The organism is Steroidobacter agaridevorans, assembly GCF_009932555.1.
GTDB classification, from domain to species: domain Bacteria; phylum Pseudomonadota; class Gammaproteobacteria; order Steroidobacterales; family Steroidobacteraceae; genus Steroidobacter; species Steroidobacter agaridevorans.
The window spans coordinates 427,536-447,377 of the sequence record NZ_BLJO01000008.1 but is presented as its reverse complement, the minus strand read 5'-3'; the positions used below and the strand labels follow the sequence as shown (position 1 = coordinate 447,377).

12 protein-coding genes are annotated in these 19,842 nt (G+C 63.7%); 4 read left to right on the top strand and 8 right to left on the bottom strand.

What is annotated here, in order from left to right; genetic code table 11:
- Window positions 1–13: 13 nt before the first annotated feature.
- From GYH35_RS27705 to GYH35_RS27695, 3 genes are all read right to left on the bottom strand, one after another.
- A complete protein-coding gene (locus GYH35_RS27705; RefSeq protein WP_161830097.1) occupies window positions 14–1,126 on the bottom strand; it encodes an NAD(P)-dependent alcohol dehydrogenase in 1,113 nt (370 codons plus the stop codon).
- Window positions 1,127–1,151: 25 nt separating this feature from the next.
- Complete coding sequence (locus GYH35_RS27700; RefSeq protein WP_202624773.1) at window positions 1,152–3,473, bottom strand: TonB-dependent receptor; 2,322 nt, start codon at window positions 3,471–3,473, stop codon at window positions 1,152–1,154.
- Window positions 3,474–3,559: 86 nt separating this feature from the next.
- On the bottom strand, window positions 3,560–6,274 hold the full coding sequence (locus tag GYH35_RS27695) for a LuxR C-terminal-related transcriptional regulator (RefSeq protein WP_161830096.1): 2,715 nt from the start codon (window positions 6,272–6,274) through the stop codon (window positions 3,560–3,562).
- Between the two features lie 199 nt (window positions 6,275–6,473).
- Between GYH35_RS27695 and GYH35_RS27690 the strand changes: the two genes are divergently transcribed.
- Window positions 6,474–7,682, top strand: a complete 1,209-nt coding sequence (locus GYH35_RS27690; protein WP_161830095.1) for an acetyl-CoA C-acetyltransferase — start codon at window positions 6,474–6,476, stop codon at window positions 7,680–7,682.
- Between the two features lie 23 nt (window positions 7,683–7,705).
- On the opposite strand, the gene GYH35_RS27685 is transcribed toward GYH35_RS27690, so the two are convergent.
- Genes GYH35_RS27685 through GYH35_RS27665 form a run of 5 tightly spaced genes read right to left on the bottom strand, consistent with a single transcriptional unit; the run spans window position 7,706 to window position 15,797 of the window.
- Window positions 7,706–9,817, bottom strand: a complete 2,112-nt coding sequence (locus tag GYH35_RS27685) for an acetate--CoA ligase family protein (RefSeq protein ID WP_161830094.1) — start codon at window positions 9,815–9,817, stop codon at window positions 7,706–7,708.
- Window positions 9,818–9,840: 23 nt separating this feature from the next.
- Window positions 9,841–11,505 (bottom strand): AMP-binding protein, encoded by a 1,665-nt coding sequence (locus GYH35_RS27680; protein ID WP_161830093.1) that lies wholly within the window; start codon window positions 11,503–11,505, stop codon window positions 9,841–9,843.
- Window positions 11,505–12,647: an acyl-CoA dehydrogenase family protein gene (locus GYH35_RS27675; protein ID WP_161830092.1), complete on the bottom strand. Its 1,143-nt coding sequence runs from the start codon at window positions 12,645–12,647 to the stop codon at window positions 11,505–11,507. Before GYH35_RS27675 ends, GYH35_RS27680 begins: the two co-directional genes overlap by 1 nt.
- A gap of 7 nt (window positions 12,648–12,654) precedes the next feature.
- Window positions 12,655–14,799: a fatty acid oxidation complex subunit alpha FadB gene (gene fadB / locus GYH35_RS27670; protein ID WP_161830091.1), complete on the bottom strand. Its 2,145-nt coding sequence runs from the start codon at window positions 14,797–14,799 to the stop codon at window positions 12,655–12,657.
- A gap of 32 nt (window positions 14,800–14,831) precedes the next feature.
- Window positions 14,832–15,797, bottom strand: coding sequence for an NAD(P)H-dependent flavin oxidoreductase (locus GYH35_RS27665; protein ID WP_161830142.1), 966 nt, complete (start codon window positions 15,795–15,797; stop codon window positions 14,832–14,834).
- A 129-nt stretch (window positions 15,798–15,926) separates the two neighbouring features.
- Between GYH35_RS27665 and GYH35_RS27660 the strand changes: the two genes are divergently transcribed.
- Genes GYH35_RS27660 through GYH35_RS27650 form a run of 3 tightly spaced genes read left to right on the top strand, consistent with a single transcriptional unit; the run spans window position 15,927 to window position 19,421 of the window.
- Entirely contained in the window at window positions 15,927–17,570 is a 1,644-nt protein-coding gene (locus GYH35_RS27660) for an acetyl-CoA acetyltransferase (protein WP_161830090.1), read from the top strand.
- Window positions 17,567–18,334 (top strand): enoyl-CoA hydratase/isomerase family protein, encoded by a 768-nt coding sequence (locus GYH35_RS27655; RefSeq protein WP_161830089.1) that lies wholly within the window; start codon window positions 17,567–17,569, stop codon window positions 18,332–18,334. Before GYH35_RS27660 ends, GYH35_RS27655 begins: the two co-directional genes overlap by 4 nt.
- A gap of 4 nt (window positions 18,335–18,338) precedes the next feature.
- Entirely contained in the window at window positions 18,339–19,421 is a 1,083-nt protein-coding gene (locus GYH35_RS27650) for a phosphotransferase family protein (protein ID WP_161813447.1), read from the top strand.
- Window positions 19,422–19,842 lie beyond the last annotated feature (421 nt).

The window sequence follows — 19,842 nt, the reverse complement described above, 5'->3', positions numbered from 1 at the left end:
TCGAAGACTCCGATTAACCCGTGTGAGGCGGCTGCACGATGGCCTTGATCGCAAGACCACTGGCGCACGCCGCGGCCGCTTCGTTGAGCTGCGCCAGACTGAAGTAGGACACCAGGCGATCGAACGGAAACGTTCCGTCCCGCCACCAATCGATCAGTTGCGGAATGAATCGCTGCGGGACGCTGTCACCCTCGGTGACACCGCGCAGCGTCTTGCCGAACAGAAATCCATTCATGTGAAGCTGAACTTCGGCTTGATGGCCGGCGACACCGAGCGACGCGCACACCCCGCAAGCGCGCAAACTATCGACGGCCTGCCTCAGCACCGCCGGCACGCCGGTGCACTCGACGCTGTAGTGAACGCCGCGACCTTTCGTGGCAGCACGAATCGCCGCGAGGGCATCTTCGACCTGCGTGTTGATCGTGAGCGTCGCGCCCAACTCCGCAGCGATTCCCAACCTTCCCGCGTTCTTATCGATGGCGATGATCGTTGCGCATCCGGCGATGCGCGCCGCCATGATGGCCGACAAGCCAACGCTGCCCGCGCCAAAGATCGCGATGCTCTCGCCTCGACTCGGTTTAAGCGCATTGATGACCGCGCCGGCGCCCGTCTGCATGCTACATCCAAGCGGTCCCATCAATTCCAATGGCACATCGGTCGGCACGCGGACCGCGTTCGACTCCAGCACCAAAGCATGCGTGGCGAACGCACTCTGCCCGATGAACCGCGCCGACAGCGGCTGCCCTTGCCGATCTCTCGCGAGCGCACTGCCATCCACACGCACGCCGCCGAAATTGAGACGAGCGTTGCGCGTGCAGTAAGCCATTCGATCGTCCTGGCAATACTCACAATCGCCACAGTATGCATAGGAAAGTACGACGGCATCGCCGGGCCGCAAGCGCGTGACGCCCGCGCCCACCTGCTCGACGATGCCCGAGCCTTCGTGGCCCAGAATCGCAGGTAATTTGAACGGCAAGTCCTGGTCGCGAGCACTCAAGTCGGTATGACACAGTCCGCAGCCGACGATGCGCACCAGCACCTCGTGCTCCCGAGGTGCGTCGATCTCGATCGGTTCGAGTTCGAACGCACCCGGGCGACGGACGACAGCGGCGGTGGCAGCTCGCATTCGGCTCTCGACAGCGCACGTCCGCCTAGAACGACATCCGCAGTGTCAGGCCGTACGTGAGCGGCGCGGACACATAGCCGTTCGCGTCCGCTCCTTGCAGCGGCGAATTGAAATGCTGAATCACATAGCGCTGGTCGGTGCAGTTCTGACACCACGCCGTCACCGACCACGAGTTGTCCGAGGCTTTCAGGCCCAGGCTCAGGTTCAGCTCGGTCTGCGCGTCGCGCGTCAGATCGTTGGACGTGTTGGTGAACTGATCGCCCGTGTAGGTCGCCGCCACGCGACCGGTCAGCGACAGGCTGTTGCTCAACGGCTGATCGAGACTCAGTGAGGCGTTCGCCGCGAGATCCGGCGCCTGCGCAAAATCACGGCCCGAGAGATTGAGAATCGACGCCGATTCGCCGAACTCCGCCTCCGCGAGCCACGTGGCATCGAGACCCAGCGTCAGCGTGTCGGTGAGCGAGAAGCTGTTCTCCGCTTCGAGGCCATACACAGTGGCCTCCGGCGCATTCACGATCGTGAACTGCGTGCCCAGGAACTGCGCCACCTGCAGATCCTTCATCTCATCGTAGAACGCGGCGAAGTTGCTGCGTGCCCGACCGTCGGCGTATTCGGTCTTGAGACCCAGTTCGTAACCGTCGACGTACTCCGGCTTGTAGCGCGGATCGAGCGGCACGGCGCCAACAACTTCGGCGGGATTGTTCAGTCGCGTGCCTGCGGCCGTATTGTCGATGTTCACGCCGCCTGCTTTGAAGCCGCGGCTGTAACTCACATAGCCCATCACGTCGGAGGTGAATTGATACTGCAGACCCAGCGTGCCGGTGACCGCATCGTCCTCTTGCTTCGCGCTGTACTCCGGACCCGGCTGCACGTTCAACAAGCGGAACGCAGCGTTCGGCGCCGGCGTGAAGTAGAATCGCTTGAACGCGCCCGTCTTATCTTCACGCGAATAGCGCGCGCCGACGATCAGCTTCAGCGGATCGCTGAGCCCGATGCTCCAATGTGTAAACGCCGCGTACGAGCGGCTGCTCGCCGGCAGAATGGCGTCGCTCCACAAACCTTCCGGCGCGGCGGACGTGCCCGGCGGCAACCCGGCCTGCGCACCGAACAGCGCATCGAAGAACACCTGCGCCTGATTGCCCCACAACAGCTGATGCGTGGCATCGATGTCTTCATCGGCGAAGTACGCGCCGAACACGTAGTCGGCCGAAGCCAGCGTGCCGTTGTAAGTGAGCTCCTGCGAGAAGAAGTCGGTGCGGAAGCTTTCGTTGATGGTGAGGACGTTGGCGCCGGTGAAATCGGCGTCCATGCCGTCCTGCTGAATCTTCCAGCTGCGGTACGCGGTCACCGAGTGCAGCGAGTTGCCCTCGCCCAGCTCCCAGTCGGCCTGCAATACCACGCCTTTATCTGTGACTTCCTGACGCGTGTCGTTGCTCAGCACCTGCTCGTAGTCATCGAAGTCCGCCGACGGCGGATTCAGTCCGCGCGCCCGGGTGAGAAGGTTGATGAAGGGCTGAAACGGTCCATCCACATCGTCGACCTGACCGTAACAGCAGTTGCTCTTCTCCTCGGAGTAGTCGGCGATCAGCCGCAAGGTCAGCGCATCGGTCGGCTCGACCAACAACTGCGCCTTGGCCGCGCGCGGCTTGCGTTCGTTATAGGAGTCGCCAGTGTTCGGGTTCTCGATGAAGCCATCGGCCTCCGACCACAACGCCGCGATGCGCGCCGCCGCCCGGTCCCCCATCGGAATATTCACGGCGCCACGCGCGAGCATCGTGTCGTAGTTGCCGTAAGTCAGCTCGAAGTCAGAATTGAAATCGCCCAGTGTCGGTCGGGTGCTGTTGATGAGCAAGGCGCCGGCGGACGTGTTCTTGCCGAACAGCGTGCCTTGCGGGCCACGCAGGACTTGCAGGCCGTCGATGTCGAGCCAGTTCTGCAGGGCTTGACCGGCGCGCGTGCGGTACACGCCATCGACGAACACGCCGACGGCGCCTTCGAAGGCCCGGCTGTTGCCGACCGTGCCGATGCCTCGAATACGGATGTTGGCGCTGTTCGCCGCGCTGTTGCTGCTATCGAATGAAATGCTCGGCGAGATCTGTTGCACGTCGCCGATGTTCTCGACTCGCGCGGCCTCGAGCGTTTCCGCCGTCACTGCGGTCACGGCGACCGGCACTTCTTGCAGGTTTTGCGCGCGTCGCTGAGCGGTGACGATGACCTCTTCGGTGTGCGCACTGGCGCTCTGGTTCGTGTTCGCGACGCTCGATTCCTGCGCAACCGCGGTTCCCGCCATTGCCAGCATGACCGCCAGTGATCCGCCCACCCGCTTGTACCCCAACTCGATAGTCATCGATTGTCCCCCGCCTCTTATTGATCAGGGCGAAGAGTGCGCCTGGGGCGGGTCGGCCCGACTCGTCGGAACTGACGATCTGGGTGTCAGGCGATGAGGTTCAGCTTGCGGGCCACGGCGATGGCCTGGGTGCGGTTATGTACGCCGAACTTGGCGTTGATATTGCGCAAATGGGTGCGCACCGTGGTCTCCGACACGAACAGGCGGCCGGCAATCGCCAGATTCGACAACCCCTCGGCCAGCAGCCGCAGAATTTCCAGCTCCTTGCGGGTCAATGCCTCGGTGGCCCCGGGCGTCGGGGCCGGCGCTTCGACCTTTTCGGTGCGCAGGCCAGCGAGCCGTTTCAGGTACTCGGCCAGGTTCGCGGTTTCGTCGAGCTCGTTCTGCTGGGCCAGCGACAACCGCTGCAACAGCCGCTGCATCGGCTCGCCCTCGTCGAGGAAAATCCTCACGAACCGTTCGCGTGCACCCAATCGGAGCGCGTCGCGAGCCATGCGCAGCGACGCCTTCGCGTTACCCGCCTTGTCCAGCGCGAGCGCCAGCAGGATGCGAAGCTTCAGGGCGCGGCGATGGCGCTTGGCGTTCTCGGCGCGCTCCAGTTCCTGTTTGAGTTGATTGACCGCTTCGTCTGCCGCGCCGCTGTGAATCATCAGGCGCAGCTGGCCTTCCAGCAACGTGTCCATGTCGTTGCCAAACAGCGCGCGGGACATCACTGGCGTCCAATCCACCGCCGCACGAGCCCTTTGCAATGCTTCACGCGCGCTCTTCACATCATTGCGCCACAACGCCAGTCGCGCCCGCTCCAGCTGCGCGTTCGCAACCAGGCGCGCCAGACTCATGCGATGACCGAAACATTCCATCTCGGTGACCGCCAGCAGCGCGCGATCGTGATCGCCGGCGTGATGAGCAATGCGTGCCAGGCTGCGATGGCCGCAGATGAGATGATCCGTCATCCCCAGTTCCTGCATCAGCGGCACATACACGCTCAGCAAGCGCTCCGCCTCCGCCAGCTCGTCCTGCTCGTAAAGCACTTCGGCGAGCAGGATGCCGGCCATGGCGTTGCCGTTCGTATCGATGAGGAACTTGCGCGAGCCGACGGCGGAGGAATGTTTGAAGCGCGCGGTCGCCTGCCTGAGCCGGCCGTGCAGCAGGTCGATCGCGCCTTCCACACACTGCGCGAAGATGGTCATGAACGGACCGGCCGGCGCATCCTGCTGACCTCGGCTGCGATCGAGCAGCTCGCGCGCGTTCGTGTACTTGCCCATGATCATGTGCAGATTCGCGAGCGACGTGCGCAGGATGCTGAAGGGAAATACCTGCTCCGCCGTGACCCGGTCGAGCGCGCCTTGAGCGGCGTCGTACGCCTCGTCGAAACGATCGAGCATCGTGAGCAACATCGGTCGCAAGGCGAGCGCATGCACTTCCAGATGCGGAGGCAGCGGCCCTTGCTCTTCGATGCGCTTCAGCATCTGCATGGCTTCCTGACCGCCCTTCGTGAAGGACAACGACCAGGCGTGCATCAATCGCAAATGCGGCCAGTTCGCCAGCTCCTGTGGCGGCACCAGGTCCAGCAGGCGCGCCAGCAGCCGGATGCGCCCGCCTTCCAACAACTGCTCGGCGATGCGTTCCAACATCGGCAACGCATAGTCGAAATCGGCCGACGCCAGCGCATGCTCGACGGCCGGCACCGGGCGATTCTGCGCGTCGTACCAACGAGACGCGGCACGATGCAGATCGGGGATGTCTTGCGGATACTGCCTTTCCAGCTGAGTGCGCAGGAAGCCTGCGAACAGACTGTGATAGCGGAACCACTCGCCGTCCTCGCTGATCCGTTGCACGAACAGATTCGAGCGTTGCAACGATTCGAGAATTTCTCGACTGTCGCGTTGACCGCGCACGGCGTCGCAGAGCGGCGCGTTGAAATGATGAAGCACACTGGTGCGCACGAGAAATTCACGCACGCTCTGGCTTTGCTGAGCGAGAACCTCCTCGGCGAGATAGTCCGCGACCAACGCGTTCGAGCCGGAGAAGTGCGACACCAACTCGACAGAGCGCTCACTGCGTTCGAGCGCGAGCGATGCCAGCCACAACGCAACCGGCCAGCCTTCAGTCGCGCCTTGCAGCCGTGCGATATCGGCGCCGGGCACATTCAATCCACGCTTGTCGCGCAGATAGTCGCCAGTCTCGGCGACCGAGAATCGAAGCTGCATCGGGTCGATCACCAGCAATTGACCGCGAGCGAGCAGCCGGGGAGCGCCGATGTCCAACATCGTTCGCGAGCCGATCACGACACGGCAGCCTTCGGGCAGGTTCTCGATCACCTGTCGCAACACCGCGAGCGACGCTGCGTTCTGTAACGACTCGGCATCATCGACGAAAAGCACGAACGGGGCCGGCGTGCAGGCAATGCGCTCCATCAAATCGAGCGCGATCACACCAGCGGCAACATCGTTCTCAGGCTCGGTGCCGGGCGCGATGCCGCTCAGCAACTTATCGAACGACGCGTCGAGGAAGGCGAGAAAGCGCCCGACATCGTTGTCGGCCGCATCGACGGTCAGCCAGGTGGTGGTGACGCCCTGGGCGCGCAAGCCGTCCATGACTTGCAGCATCAACGTGGTCTTGCCGAAGCCCGCCGGGGCTTGAATCAACACCACGCTCTCGCCGCCGGCACGGCACAAGCGTTCCTGCAATTCCTTGCGCAGAATCTGCGAAGCAGGCAGCGTCGGCGGCGTGGTCTTCGCCAGCAGCAAATGATTGCGCACGCCCGAGACGAAGTCAGAACGATTTTTTGGCAATCCCACGTACATCTATCGACCCGCGGCCGCCGGCTCAGCGCCCGGCGCCCAACCCCCTCATGAATCGACTATGTTTGATTCGCTCGCCGCCCAGTTCAGCGGGTTTGGCCGCGGCTGCAATCGTCAGATCCGACGAAGTGTTGAGCCGGCCGCTGCCTAGAATACGGGATCGCTCCCTCCAACGTACCGTCCCGAGGAATCGATCATGCCCGAAGCTTACATTGTTGCTGCCGTTCGCACCGCAGGCGGACGCAAGGGAGGCCGCCTGTCCGGCTGGCATCCCGCCGACCTCGCCGCCCAGGTGATCGACGCCCTCGTGGCTCGCGCCAAGGCGCCGAGCGACGCCGTCGACGACGTGATCATGGGCTGCGTCAGCCAGGTCGGCGAGCAAGGCTTCAACGTGGCGCGCAACGCCGTGTTGTCGTCGTGCTTGCCCGAAAGCGTGCCGGGCACTTCGGTGGATCGTCAGTGCGGCTCGTCGCAACAGGCGATTCATTTTGCCGCCCAGGCCGTCCAATCCGGATCGATGGACGTGGTGATCGCTGCCGGCGTCGAGAGCATGTCGCGCGTGCCGATGGGCCTGTCGGTCTCGCTGCCCCAGAAGCATGGCTTCGGGTTTTATGTCAGCCCGGGCATGCAGGCTCGCTATCCGAACGTCGAGTTCAGCCAGTTCCTGGGCGCGGAGATGATGGCGCGCAAATACGACCTGTCGAAGGATCAGCTGGATGAGTACGCGCTGAAGAGCCACCAGCTCGCGATCGCGGCGACCCAGGCCAAGGCGTTCGACAACGAGATCGTGCCGGTGCAGATCCGTCGCGCTCCGGTCACCATGCCGAGCGGTGAGATCGTGACGCCTGCCGCGACCGACGATCTGCACACCATCGACGAAGGCATTCGCTTCGACGCCAGCATCGAGGGCATTCGTGCCGTGAAGCTGCTGGCCGAGGATGGGCGCGTCACCGCCGCAACGGCGAGCCAGGTCTGCGACGGCGCCGCCGGCGTCATGATCGTCAGCGAGCGCGGCTTGAAGAAGCTGGGCGCGACGCCGATCGCTCGCATCCATCACATGAGCGTGATGGGCCATGATCCCGTCATCATGCTGGAAGCGCCCTTGCCCGCGACTCAGAACGCGATCCGGAGGGCCGGCATGAGCATCGACGACATCGATCTGTTCGAGGTCAACGAGGCGTTCGCGCCGGTGCCGCTGGCGTTCTTGAAAGTCACCGGCGCGGATCCGCAGCGCCTCAACGTGCATGGCGGCGCCATCGCGCTCGGTCATCCGCTGGGCGGCTCGGGAACAAAGCTTATGACGACGCTCGTGCATGCGCTCCATCGTCGTGGCAAGCGTTACGGACTGCAGACCATGTGCGAAGGCGGCGGCATGGCGAATGTGACGATCGTCGAAAGACTCTAAACTCTCGTGAGTTGCGCCGAGCGTTACGCGCTCGGCGCGCTCCATTCCGCCCAGCCATCCAGCGCCTCGATCCGCTCGCCGCTTGCGCGCAGCGGATTGATCTCCAAAGACACCAACTGCGGCCCCAGTGCCAGGGCCGCATCGCCAACCGCAGCGATGACGGCAGCCGCGGCGCGACGGTCGACCGCCGGGGTCCCGCGGAAGCCATCCAACAGCGCTTTGCCTCGCAGCTCATCTAACATCGCAAGCGCATCCGCTTGCGAGATCGGCAACAAGCGCAAGCTCGTATCGCGCAGTGCTTCGACCCAAACGCCGCCGAGACCCACGGTGATCACCGGTCCCCATTGCGGATCGCGCATCGTGCCGACGAACAATTCAACGCCGGCCTCCCGCATCGGCCCGACAGAGACGCCTTCGATGCGTGCATCAGGCACCGCTCGTCGCGCACTCGCGAGGATTTGCTCGTACGCCGCCGCGACGTTGGCATCGCCGGTGATATCGAGCTTCACGCCGCCCACTTCGGTCTTGTGGGGAATGTCGGGAGACACGATCTTCAGCGCGACAGGCGATCCAAGCGCACTCGCATGGTGGACCGCCTCCTGCGCGCTGTTGACCACCTTCGCCGGCACGACGGGAACGCGACGGGCCTGCAGATATTCAAGCACCTGGCGCTCGGACTCCGGACGCGAGTCGAGGCCCGGCAACGCGCACTTGTTATTCGCCGACGACCGTACCTCACGCGCGAGCTTCGACCATTCGATGGCTCTCGCTACCGCTCGGATACCGTGCTCCAAACCACAGGGAAGATAGTTGCAGCCCGTGGCTTCGATGATCTCTTCGCTCAACTCTGTGAAGGGCCGCACGGTGTGACTGATCAGCAACGTCGCACGATCGGCACGAGCCTGCGCCGCCGCCACTCCCGCGAGCAGCTGTCGCAACAGCTTGCTGTCATCAGCGGCCGCCGACGCTACATCCAACACAGCAAGGACCGCAGCGAACTCTGGCTCGGCGGCCACGGCGTCGAGGGACTTTTCGAGCAACGATGGATCGAGCAACGCGCCGCCGGTGACATCCAAAGGATTGTGGGGCGTCCCAAAGTTCGGCAGCGCGGCCGCGAGACGCGCCGACGTTGCCGACGACAAGGACGGCAGGCTCACACCTGCATCCGCCGCGCGATCCGCAGCGATCTCGCACAAACCGCCCGACAAGGAGATCAATCCCAATCCGCCTTCGGGCAACTTGCCCCAACGTGCCAGAACCTCGGCGGTGAGAATCAAATCTTCGAGCGATGTCACTCGCACCAGCCCGAAGCGACGACAGACCGCATCGAACACACGATCGTCGCCGACCAACGATCCCGTGTGTGCCTGCGCCGAGCGAACGGTGACTTCGCTGCTGCCGACCTTGAGCACCACGATGGGCTTGCCGGCTTGCGACGCCCGCAAGCAAGCGCGCGCGAAGGCAGGAGCGTCACGCACCGATTCCAGGAATAGCGCGATCGAACGAGTGGCCGGATCATCGACCAGATAATCGATGACCTGCGCGACACCGACGCCCGCTTCGTTGCCGGTGGACACCATATAAGTGAGCCCGATGCCCTGCCACTGCGCGAAATAGGACATCTGCGCGGCCAGCGCGCCGCTTTGAGAGACGATGGCGATCTTTGCGTCGCGAGCTCGTTGCGACCGCAGGCTCACTGTCCACACCGGCGCCTTGTTCGTGTAGTTCACGAACCCGAGACAGTTCGGCCCCAGCAACGAGATGCCATGCTCACGAGCGAGAGCCATCAGTCGTTCCTGCAGCTCACGACCGGCGGCGCCGGACTCGGCAAACCCGGCGCTCAGAATGATGGCATTGCGAATGCCCGCGGCACTGAGCTCTGGCAACGTATCGAGCAGCGTTTCCGAGGGCACCATGAGCAGCGCGACATCCACCGGCTCGCCGATCTCACGAATCGTGCTCACGGCCGGATGTCCCAGCACCTCGCCGCCCTTGCGATTGACCAGGAAGATCTTTCCGTCGTAACCGAGCGTGCGCAGATTCGCGAATGCGGCGCGCGTCCAGACGGAGCGCTCGGTCGCGCCCACGAATGCAATGGAGCGCGGCGAGAACAATGCAGCGAGTGGATGTGACATGCCGTCGTGGTCGGTCGTCGAGCTCAGGATTCCCAGATCACCGGCTGCGCCAGGTCGCGCCACTGCGCGGCCCGTGCGAGATAGCGGTCCTCGATCTGACTGCGACGAATCTTCATCGTCGGCGTGAGCAAGCCGCTCTCGATGGTCCACGGCTCTTTGACCACCACCAGGTACTCCACCTGTTCGTGATCTTCGAGCGATCCATTGACCTGCTCCAGCAATGTCGCGAGCTCGCGATCGAGCTGCGTGTGAGTAGCCGCGTCCGCTTGCGCCTGGCGATACTTGTCCGCCGCCACCATGAGCAACGCGAAGGGCTGCGGCTCGCCGTGACCGGTAACGCAGATCGCTTCGACGAACGGATGCGCGCCCAACCGATTCTCGATCGGCACCGGCGCGACGTACTTGCCCTTGCTCGTCTTGAACAGCTCCTTGACGCGGCCCGTGATACGAAGCCGGCCCGCTTCATCCAGTTCGCCGCGGTCGCCAGTGCGAAAGAAGCCGTCGGACGTAAAACATTGCTGTGAATCTTCGCTGGCCCGGTAGTAACCGAGCATCTGCCCGGGACTTTTCACCAGCACTTCGCCGTCCTCGCCGAGCCGACACTCGACACCCGGCAGAGGCACGCCGACATAGCCAGGACGCACATCCTCGCGAGGGCTCGCATGAGAAGTCGCGGCATTCTCGGTCATGCCATAGACCTCGATCAGATCCAGCCCCAGCTCGCGGTACCACGAGAGGATTTGCGCCGGCAGCGGCGCGGCGCCCGTGAATCCCAGCGTCGCGGCATCGAGGCCAAGACCCGCCAGGATGTTCTTTTTGACGATCGGGCCTTGCACCGGATCGGAAAACAACAGCTTCTGCTTCTCCGGCGGCACCTGCTGGTTCACGGCTTGATAAAACTTGGTCCACAACCGCGGCACCGAGAAGAACCGGGTCGGACGCGCCCGCTTCAGATCCTGCGCGAATGTTTCCAAGCCGAGATTGAAGAACGCCTGGAAGCCGAACACCAGCGACGGCACTTCCAGCGCCACGCGCTCGGCGATGTGAGCGAGCGGCAGATACGACAGCATTCGATCCTCGGTGCTCGTGCCCCACAACGATTTCGTGGTCAGGCACGGCGCGATCAAGGAATGGAAGCTGTGCATCACGCCCTTGGGGTGGCCCGTCGTTCCGGACGTATAGATGATGGTGGCCAGCGCGTTCTCATCGCGCTCGACTGCCTTGGCCAGCGGCTCGCGGGCGGCAATGAGATCGCCCCATCGCGGGCTGACGCTCGCGGGAGACAGCGGCAGGCCGATCTTCGGCAGCGTGGCCGGCAGCACGCGCTGTACGTCGTTCCAACTATCCGTCATGCCATCCACTCGCCCGATGAAGATCAGGCGAGCGTCGCAATGACGCAGCACGTAGTCCGCGGTTTGTGAGCTCGCGCTCGGATACAGCGGCACACTCACATGGCCAGACATCCAGATCGCCAGGTCCGCCATGATCCAGTGCGCGCAGTTCTTGCCATAGATCGCAATGCTGCTGCCGGCGGGCAATCCGAGCGAATGCAGATGCGCCGCCATGCGCCGGGCTTCGTCCCAAACGCGCGCCCAGCTGTATTCGACGACAGCGCCGTCCGGCAGCGGCTGCGTCATGTAGGTGCGGTCGGGCGTGGTGCGGGCCCAATGTTCCAGACGCTCCAACATCACAGCGTCCTCGCGATCAGTTCCTTCATGATCTCGTTGGTGCCGCCGTAGATGCGGCTCGCGCGGTTGTCGATAAAGGCGCGTGCGATTGGATACTCCAGCATGTAGCCGTAGCCGCCATGCAACTGCAGGCACTCATCGACGACGTGACACACGAGCTCGGAGGCCGTGAGCTTCGCGGTCGCCGCGGCCTCGGGACTCAGCTGATTCTGCAGCACCAGTTCCAGACAGCGATCGACGAACGCTTGCGTGACGGCGATCTTCGCTTTCAGCTCCGCCAGCTTGAAGCGCGTGTTCTGATATTCGGCGACCGACTTACCGAACACCTTGCGGGTGCGGGTGTAATCGATCGTCCATTTGAGCGCGGCCTCGGCGGCCGAGATCGAGAGAATGGCGATGATCAGCCGCTCCCATCCCAGCTCTTTCATCAGCTGCGGAAAGCCCTGCCCTTCCACGCCGCCGAGCAGATTGGAGCGTGGCACGCGCACATTCTCGAAGAACAGCTCGCACGTGTCCTGCGCCTTCATGCCCACCTTCTTCAAGGGCGATGCCTTGGTGAAGCCGGGCCGGCCATTCTCGACCAGGATCAGGGAAATGTCCTTGGAGCCCGAGCCCGAGTTGCCGGTCTTGGCCACCACCACGACGATGTCGGCGAGATAGCCGTTGGTGATGAAGATCTTGTTGCCGTTGATGATGTAATCGTCGCCATCGCGCTCGGCGCGAGTCTTCACCGCCTGCAAGTCCGAACCGGTGCCGGGCTCGGTCATCGCAACGGCGCCGACCGCCTCGCCGCTCGCCATCTTGGGCAGCCAGGCGTGCTTCTGTTCTTCGGTGCCGAAATTCAGGATGTAGTTCGCGACGATGTCCGAGTGCACGGCGAAGCCGGGCCCCGTCACACCGGCATAGCTCTGCTCCTCCATGAGCACGGTGCTGTACAGGCGGTCGCCGCCCATGCCGCCATATTCCTCGGGAACGGTGAGGCATAGGAATCCCAGCTCGCCTGCACGCCGCCAGATATCCCGGTCGACATGTTGCTGCTCCTCCCAGCGCGCGTGGTGCGGCACGCATTCTTCTTCCAGGAAGCGCCGGACATTCTTGCGGAACTCATCGTGATCGGCAGTAAAGATGGTGCGAGCGAGCATGATTGCCTCAGTAATACTTCCGTCGTTCACGCGCCATGGAGCGCATCGCGGGCGTGGCTTGATATTGCGGCCCGAGGGCAGCGTAACGCTCCGACAGCTCGATCACCCGTTCCAGGCCGAGCCAGTCGGCGTACTTGAGCGCTCCTCCCAGGTACGAAGGTAAACCCACGCCAAGCAGTAACGCCATATCCAGTTCGGCGGCGCTGGCCACGACCCCCTCCTCCAGGCACAAGGCCGACTCGATAATCAGCGGCAACATCATGCGCTCGACGATTTCCGCGTCGCTGAACGAGCGCGGGCCGTCGGTTTGCACGTCCTGCAATAGCACGCGGGCCACCGGGTCCGGATGCTTCACCGGCTTGCCCTTGGCGCTGACTTCGTAACGATAAAACCCGAGGCCATTTTTCTGACCGAGCCGGCCGTGCGCGACCATGAGTTGCAAGGGATCCTTCCAGGTCCGGCGCAACCGCTCGGGGAAACCGGCACAAATGATCTCCGCCACATGCACGCCGGTATCCATGCCGACCACATCGTTGAGATACGCGGGGCCCATCGGCCAGCCGAATGCCTCCATGGCGACATCGATCTGTTCATAGTCCGCGCCATCCGCGAGCAAACGTCCGAACGCCTGCATGTACGGCGTGAGGATGCGATTGACCAGAAAGCCCGGGCCGTCACGCACGACGATGGGCGTTTTCCCCATCGAAAGCGCGTAGCTCACCACTGTGCCGACTGCGGCGTCGCTGGTCTTCGCGCCGCGAATGACTTCGACCAGCGGCATCATCGGCACCGGATTGAAGAAATGCATGCCGACGAAATTTTCCGGACGCGCAAGCGGCGCGGCGAGATCGTCGATACGCAGGCTGGACGTGTTGGACGCAATCACCGCATCCGGTCGGCCGGCGTCCTCCAACTCTCGCAGCACCCTGTGCTTGATCTGCAGATTCTCGACGACGGCTTCGACGATCACATCGGCCGTGTTGAAGTCTTGATACGTCAGCTGCGGGACGATGGACGCGAGCACGCCGTCCGCCTTCTCTTGAGTAAGTCGTCCCGCTGTCACTTGTTTGCTGAGCAGCTTGCGCGCTTCGCCGATGCCCAGATCGAGCTGCCCCTGTGCGATGTCCTTCATCACCACCGGAACGCCGCGGCTCGCGCTGGTGAACGCAATGCCGCCGCCCATGATGCCCGCGCCGACCACGGCGGCACGCTGGACTTTCCGGCCGCTGCTCGCATGGCGCTTGGCCGCTTTCTTCACGAGCTGTTCGCTCAGGAAGATCTGCACGAGCGATCCGGCCGCTTGAGTCTTCGCGATCTTCGCGAATGCGGCGGCCTCGAGCGCCAGCGCACCGTCTCTGTCTAATGGCATTGCCTCCTGCAGCAGCTGCAACGCCGACATCGCGGCCGGCTGATGCTTCGGCATGCGCGCGACGAGCGTGCGTTCGGCTTCTTCGAAGACTGCATTTGTATCGACACCCTCGGTTCGAACCGGCCCCAGCTTCGCCGATCGGCGAGCACGCCAGTCGAGTTCACCGCGAGCGGCGCGGCCCAGAACTTCCAGCGCCGTTTCGCGCAGCGCTTCCGGTGCTGCGACGAAATCGACAACGCCTGCTTTCTCAGCCGCTGGCGCCTTCGATGGCTCACCACCGAGAATCCAGCGAAGCGCCACCTCGATTCCCGCGACGCGCGGCAAACGAACAGTGCCGCCGAAGCCAGGAAACAAGCCGAGCTTCACCTCCGGCAAGCCCACCTGGCCATCCACGGCCATCACGCGATAGTCCGCCGCGAGCGCAGCTTCAAGTCCGCCACCGAGCGCGAAACCGTTAATCGCAACGACAACTGGCACTGGCAGTCCTTCCAGCGCATGAAACACGCGATTGGAAGCCATGTTGCTCGACATGACTTCCTGCTGTGGCTTGCTGAACAATGCACCGAAGCCGCCGATATCGGCGCCGACGATGAATGACTGCTTCGCACTCGTGATCAATACGCCGCGCAGCCCCTCATGAGCCGCGGCCGCCGCGATTGCCTGCTGGAGTTCGCTGACGGTGCGCTTGTCGAACTTGTTGATCGCATCTTCCTTACGATCGAAACACAGCTCGACAAGGCCGTCCTGGAGCGCGCTGACGCGAATCGACTCGCCCTGAAACATTGGAATCCGCCTCTCCTCGCGCTCGCGCGCTATCAATTAAAACTAGCCGTGACGTGCCGCAGCCGCTCGCGGCATTCGTTCACCATGCGCTCGATGAGCTCGGCGCAGGTAGGAACGTCATCGATCAAGCCCACCACCTGGCCGGCCGCGATCACGCCGCCATTCGGATCGCCGGCGACCAGCGCTTCACGCCCGCGCTGGCCCGCCACCAGATGGCGGATGTCTTCGAACTGACAACCCTTCGCTTCGGCCGCGACCACTTCTTCGGAGATCGCGTTTCTGAGCACGCGCGCGGTGTTGTGCATGGTGCGAAAGATCAGGCGGGTGTCGCGCTCGCTCGCTGAGACCAGCGCCTGTTTGATGTTGTCGTGGATCGGCGCTTCACGCGTCGCGCAGAATCGAGTGCCCATGTTGACGCCGTCAGCCCCTAACGCGAGCGCAGCCGCCATGCCGCGGCCGTCACCGATTCCGCCGGATGCAATGATCGGCACGGACAACCGGCGTGCAGCGGCCGGAATGAGCACCATGCCGCCCACGTCATCGTCACCGGGATGGCCGGCGCACTCGAAACCGTCGATCGAGATCGCATCGGCGCCGTGCTTCTGCGCCGACAATGCATGTCGCAACGACACGCACTTGTGAATGACCTTGAGCCCGGCGGCCTTGGCGATGGCGATGAACTCGGGCGGCACCTTGCCGGCTGTTTCGATCGCGGCGACCTTGGCGCGCACGATGGTGTCGAGATAACAATCGTACGGCGGCGGATTGATCGACGGCAGCATGGTGAGATTCACGCCGAACGGCCGATCGGTGAGCGTCCGACACTTGCCGATCTCATCCCACAACGCTTCCGGCGTCGGCTGGGTCAGCGCCGTGATGATGCCGAAGCCGCCGCCATTGGAAACGGCGGCGGCCAGCTGCGCCGTGCCGACCCACATCATCCCGCCCTGGACGATGGGATACGCGATGCCCAGCATGTCGGTGATGCGCGTGCGCAGAGGATCCCCCGGTTCGTATCGTTTCGGTGCGATCAAGCTAGGGGCCGGGGGAGGAGCACGCCTCGTCGGTTCTGACGATTTTCGGCGCTGGGCCCGCGGGCAGGATGAGTCGCACAGTAAGGCTCGAGCATGGCAATCGTTCCACCGCACCGAATTCCCGTCATCGTCGGCGTCGCCGACGTCATCGACCGGCCAGCAGACCTGGCGCAAGCTCGCGAGCCTGCGGCGTTGATGGTCGACGCGCTGCTGGGCGCTTTCCACGATGCCGCCGGTTCGGCTGCGCCCTCGTTGCTCGCGGCGCTGGATTCGCTGGACATCGTGGCTGAGCACTCCTGGCCGTATGCCGCGCCCTGTGACGTCCTCACCGCCCGACTCGGTCATACGCCGAAGCGTTGTGTGTACGGTGTCGCCGGCGGCGAATCGCCGGTTCGATTCATTCACGAGGCAGCACTGCGCATCGCGTCCGGCGACAGTACCGTCGCGGCCGTCGTCGGCGCCGAGTCGCAACACTCCGTCGCCGCCGCAAGCAAACAATCGGTTCAGTTGCCCTGGTCGCCCCGTGGCTCGAACGCGGGACTACTGCGAGGCAAGGACTTGTGTCATCCCATTGCGATCAGTCATGGCATGACGCAGCCGGTCCATGTCTATCCCTTCTACGAAAACGCGGCGACGGCGGCGTGGGGACAGACGCCGGTTGAAGCGATGCGCGAGTCGGCGGAGCTGTGGTCGAATTTTTCGCTAGTCGCCGCTGAGACGCCGAGTGCGTGGTTGAAGCAGTCGTACTCCGCCGATCAGCTCGCGACACCGTCGCAAGACAATCGTCCGGTCGCCTGGCCTTACACCAAGCACATGGTCGCGAATCCGTTCGTGAACCAAGGCGCTGCGGTGGTGCTGACTTCGCTCGCCAAAGCTCGCGAGCTCGGCATTGCCGAAGAACGTTGCGTGTTCATTCAGGCCGGCGCGCGCGCGATCGAGCCAAGAGATTATTTGCTTCGCGACCAGTATCAGCGCTCGTACGCGCAAGAAGCCGTGCTGGAAGCAATGCGCGACGCCGCGACCCGGCTTCGCTCGGAGACCGCGAGATCATTCGCCAGGGAGATCCCAAGCCGGCTCGATACAGAGGGCTCTCTCGCCCGGCAGACTCTGGGCCAGATTGATATCGCGGGCTCGGGCTCTCGAAACGGGGCGCTCTTATTCGATGCCGTCGAGTTGTACAGTTGCTTCCCCATCGTGCCCAAGATGGCTCGACGCGCGCTCGCGCTGCCGACCAAGGCGCGCCTGACTGCAATTGGCGGGCTGAGCTTCTTCGGCGCGCCGCTCAACAACTACATGACGCATGCGGCCGAGGGCCTGGTGCGCCAGCTGCGAAATCAGCATGACGGCCTCGCTCTGCTTTACGGTCAGGGCGAATTCGTGACCAAACATCACGCGCTGCTGCTGAGTTCCTCGCCGCCAGAGCACGACCTCGCAGCGATCGACGACGACGTGCAGGCACGCGCCGATCGGCAGCGGCGGCCGGTGCCGGAACTGATCGATGACTTCACTGGACCTGCGGCACTGGAAACATTCACCGTCGTTTACGGGCGCGGCAGCGACCCGGACTTTGGCACGGTGATCGCTCGCACCAACGACGGTCATCGCCTGATGGCGCGCGTCGCTGCAAGCGATAGCTCGTCGCTGCAAGCGTTGACCAGCCTATCGACGACTCCCATCGGCCGCGTGGGCCAAGTGACGCGCGGCGCGGACCACCTTCTCTACTGGACTGTGACATGAGTGAACCGGTACTCGTCGAGCATCGCGGCGATGTCGCCATCGTGACATTGAACGTGCCGGAGAAGCGCAATGCCCTGGGCGCCGCGCTCTACCGTGCGCTCTCGCAAACATTGACGTCGCTGCAAGACGACTCATCGGTGCGTGCGCTGGTCTTGTACGGCGGCAAGCACTTCTGTTCGGGCGGGGATATCTCCTCCCTGGACTCGGCGCCGCTGGCCATGCGCTCGGCAATGCACGTCGGCCATCGCGCCGTGCGCGCGTTGATTGGCGGCCGATTGCCCGTCGTCGCGGCCGTCTCTGGCAGCGCATTCGGCGCCGGCTTCTCGCTCGCGATGGCATGTGACTTCGTCATCGGCGATCCATCGACGACGCTGTGCGCGGCATTCGGCAAGGTGGCCCTCACGTCCGATTACGGATTGATGTGGACGCTACCCCAGCGCATCGGCATCGGTCGCACGCGAGAGCTGCTGATGTTGTGCCGGCAAGTCGGCGCCGAAGAAGCGCTGTCGATGCAGTTGATCGATCGCTTGGTGAAGCCGGGCGAGACACTCGACGCAGCATTGCAGCTGGCCAACGAACTGGCCGCCGCGTCGCCCGGCGCGATTGCGACGACCAAGGCGATGTTGTCTCGATCGCCCTTGTCACTGGACACGATGCTTGCCTGGGAAGCGGATACGCAATCCCTGCTCGCTCGAACACAAGACCTGCAGGAAGGCGTCCGCGCCTTCGCCGAGCGGCGGCCGCCGGCATTTCGTGGAGAGTAACGCGATGTTGAACGCGGCAGCCGATACCATGCGCGCCGAAATCGAAACCGTGCCGCAGTACTGGCCGCGTCTCGCCGAGTATCTGGCGGGACTGGGCATGCAGCTGGATCTCGATACCCCGCCTCAGCAGTTCGCCGGGGGCTTCGCAAACCTGAACTATCTGATCAGGCTCGACGGTCAACCGGCCGTGCTACGTCGACCGCCGAAAGGGCCGCTGCCGGCCGGTGCATACGACATGGCGCGTGAGTTTCAAATTCTCTCGCGGCTGTGGCAGAAGTTTCCGCTCGCGCCGCGCGGCTTGCATCTGTGCGAAGAGGCACGCGTCATCGGTGCGCCGTTTCAGATCGTCGAGTATCGAACCGGCATCTCGTTACGAGACTCGCTGCCCGCGCCACTCGCGGGTGATGCGAGAGTGGGCGCCTCGCTCGGCACCACGCTCGTGGATATCCTCATCGATCTGCATCGGGTGGATCCTGCGAGCGTTGGCCTGGAAACGTTAGGCAAGCCCTCCGGCTTTCTGCAGCGTGCGACCGAAGGCTGGATCAAACGCGCAAGCGTGGCGGTCGATGGCTGGGGCACGCCGACGACATTGCAATTGATCATCGAGCTCGCGCACTGGCTGCGAGAGAACTGTGTCCCCGATGCCAGCCCGACGCTGCTCCACAACGACTTCAAGCTCGACAACGTGCTGCTCGACCCGACGAGCCTGGCGCCGCTCGCTGTCCTCGATTGGGATCAAGGCACTCGCGGCGACGGATTGTTCGATCTCGCGGTGCTGCTGAGTTACTGGACCGAGCCTGGCGATCCGGCGGCCATGCACCAGATGGCGCAGATGCCGACGGCCAGCGCCGGCTTTCCGACCCGACAGCAGGTCGCGGAGCGGTATGCAGCGGCGCTCGGGCGAGATCTCTCGACGTTCCGCTTCCATCGCGTGCTCGCTCAGATGCGCACTGCTGTGATTTTCCAACAACTTCATGTCCGGTGGCGGAGAGGGGAGACTCGCGATTCGCGGTATGAGCGGTTCGGTGAGATCGGCGAAGGGCTGTTGCAGTTCGCTCGTTCCATCGCGCGTGGTGATGTGTTTTAAGAGCGCGCCTTTTTGTTGGCGCTGCGCGGGCCATACGGCTTTTTGAAGAGCCCACCCGCCCACCCGTATTTCTTTCTGTTGGCGCTTCGCGCGCGGGCCGTCCGCCCCTTCTTGCTGCGCGAAGCGCTTTAAGAACCCACCGCCCGAATTATCTTTCTGTTGGCGCCGCGAGCGGGCCGTCTGGCCCATTCCTGCTGCGCGAAACCGCTTTAAGAACCCACCCACCCGCCCGTATCTCATTCTTCTTCGGGCGCTGCGCGCGGGCCGTCCGGCCCACGCCAAGCAGGCGCGAGGGAACTGGCACGCAGCGCCAAGCCGGCGCGAAGCGCCATAAAAATATAGATAGGGCGGGCGGGTGGGACATAGAGCCGCGTAAGCGACCGGCGCGCAGCGCCAAGAAAAAAAGTCAGGGCGGGTGGGT

Bases quoted from the DNA above. Each gene is read 5' to 3' on its own strand.
- GYH35_RS27705 (WP_161830097.1), bottom strand. From the start codon at position 1,126: ATGCGAGCTGCCACCGCCGCTGTCGTCCGTCGCCCGGGTGCGTTCGAA.
- GYH35_RS27700 (WP_202624773.1), bottom strand. From the start codon at position 3,473: ATGACTATCGAGTTGGGGTACAAGCGGGTGGGCGGATCACTGGCGGTC.
- GYH35_RS27690 (WP_161830095.1), top strand. From the start codon at position 6,474: ATGCCCGAAGCTTACATTGTTGCTGCCGTTCGCACCGCAGGCGGACGC.
- GYH35_RS27685 (WP_161830094.1), bottom strand. From the start codon at position 9,817: ATGTCACATCCACTCGCTGCATTGTTCTCGCCGCGCTCCATTGCATTC.
- GYH35_RS27680 (WP_161830093.1), bottom strand. From the start codon at position 11,505: ATGTTGGAGCGTCTGGAACATTGGGCCCGCACCACGCCCGACCGCACC.
- GYH35_RS27675 (WP_161830092.1), bottom strand. From the start codon at position 12,647: ATGCTCGCTCGCACCATCTTTACTGCCGATCACGATGAGTTCCGCAAG.
- fadB (WP_161830091.1), bottom strand. From the start codon at position 14,799: ATGTTTCAGGGCGAGTCGATTCGCGTCAGCGCGCTCCAGGACGGCCTT.
- GYH35_RS27660 (WP_161830090.1), top strand. From the start codon at position 15,927: ATGGCAATCGTTCCACCGCACCGAATTCCCGTCATCGTCGGCGTCGCC.
- GYH35_RS27655 (WP_161830089.1), top strand. From the start codon at position 17,567: ATGAGTGAACCGGTACTCGTCGAGCATCGCGGCGATGTCGCCATCGTG.
- GYH35_RS27650 (WP_161813447.1), top strand. From the start codon at position 18,339: ATGTTGAACGCGGCAGCCGATACCATGCGCGCCGAAATCGAAACCGTG.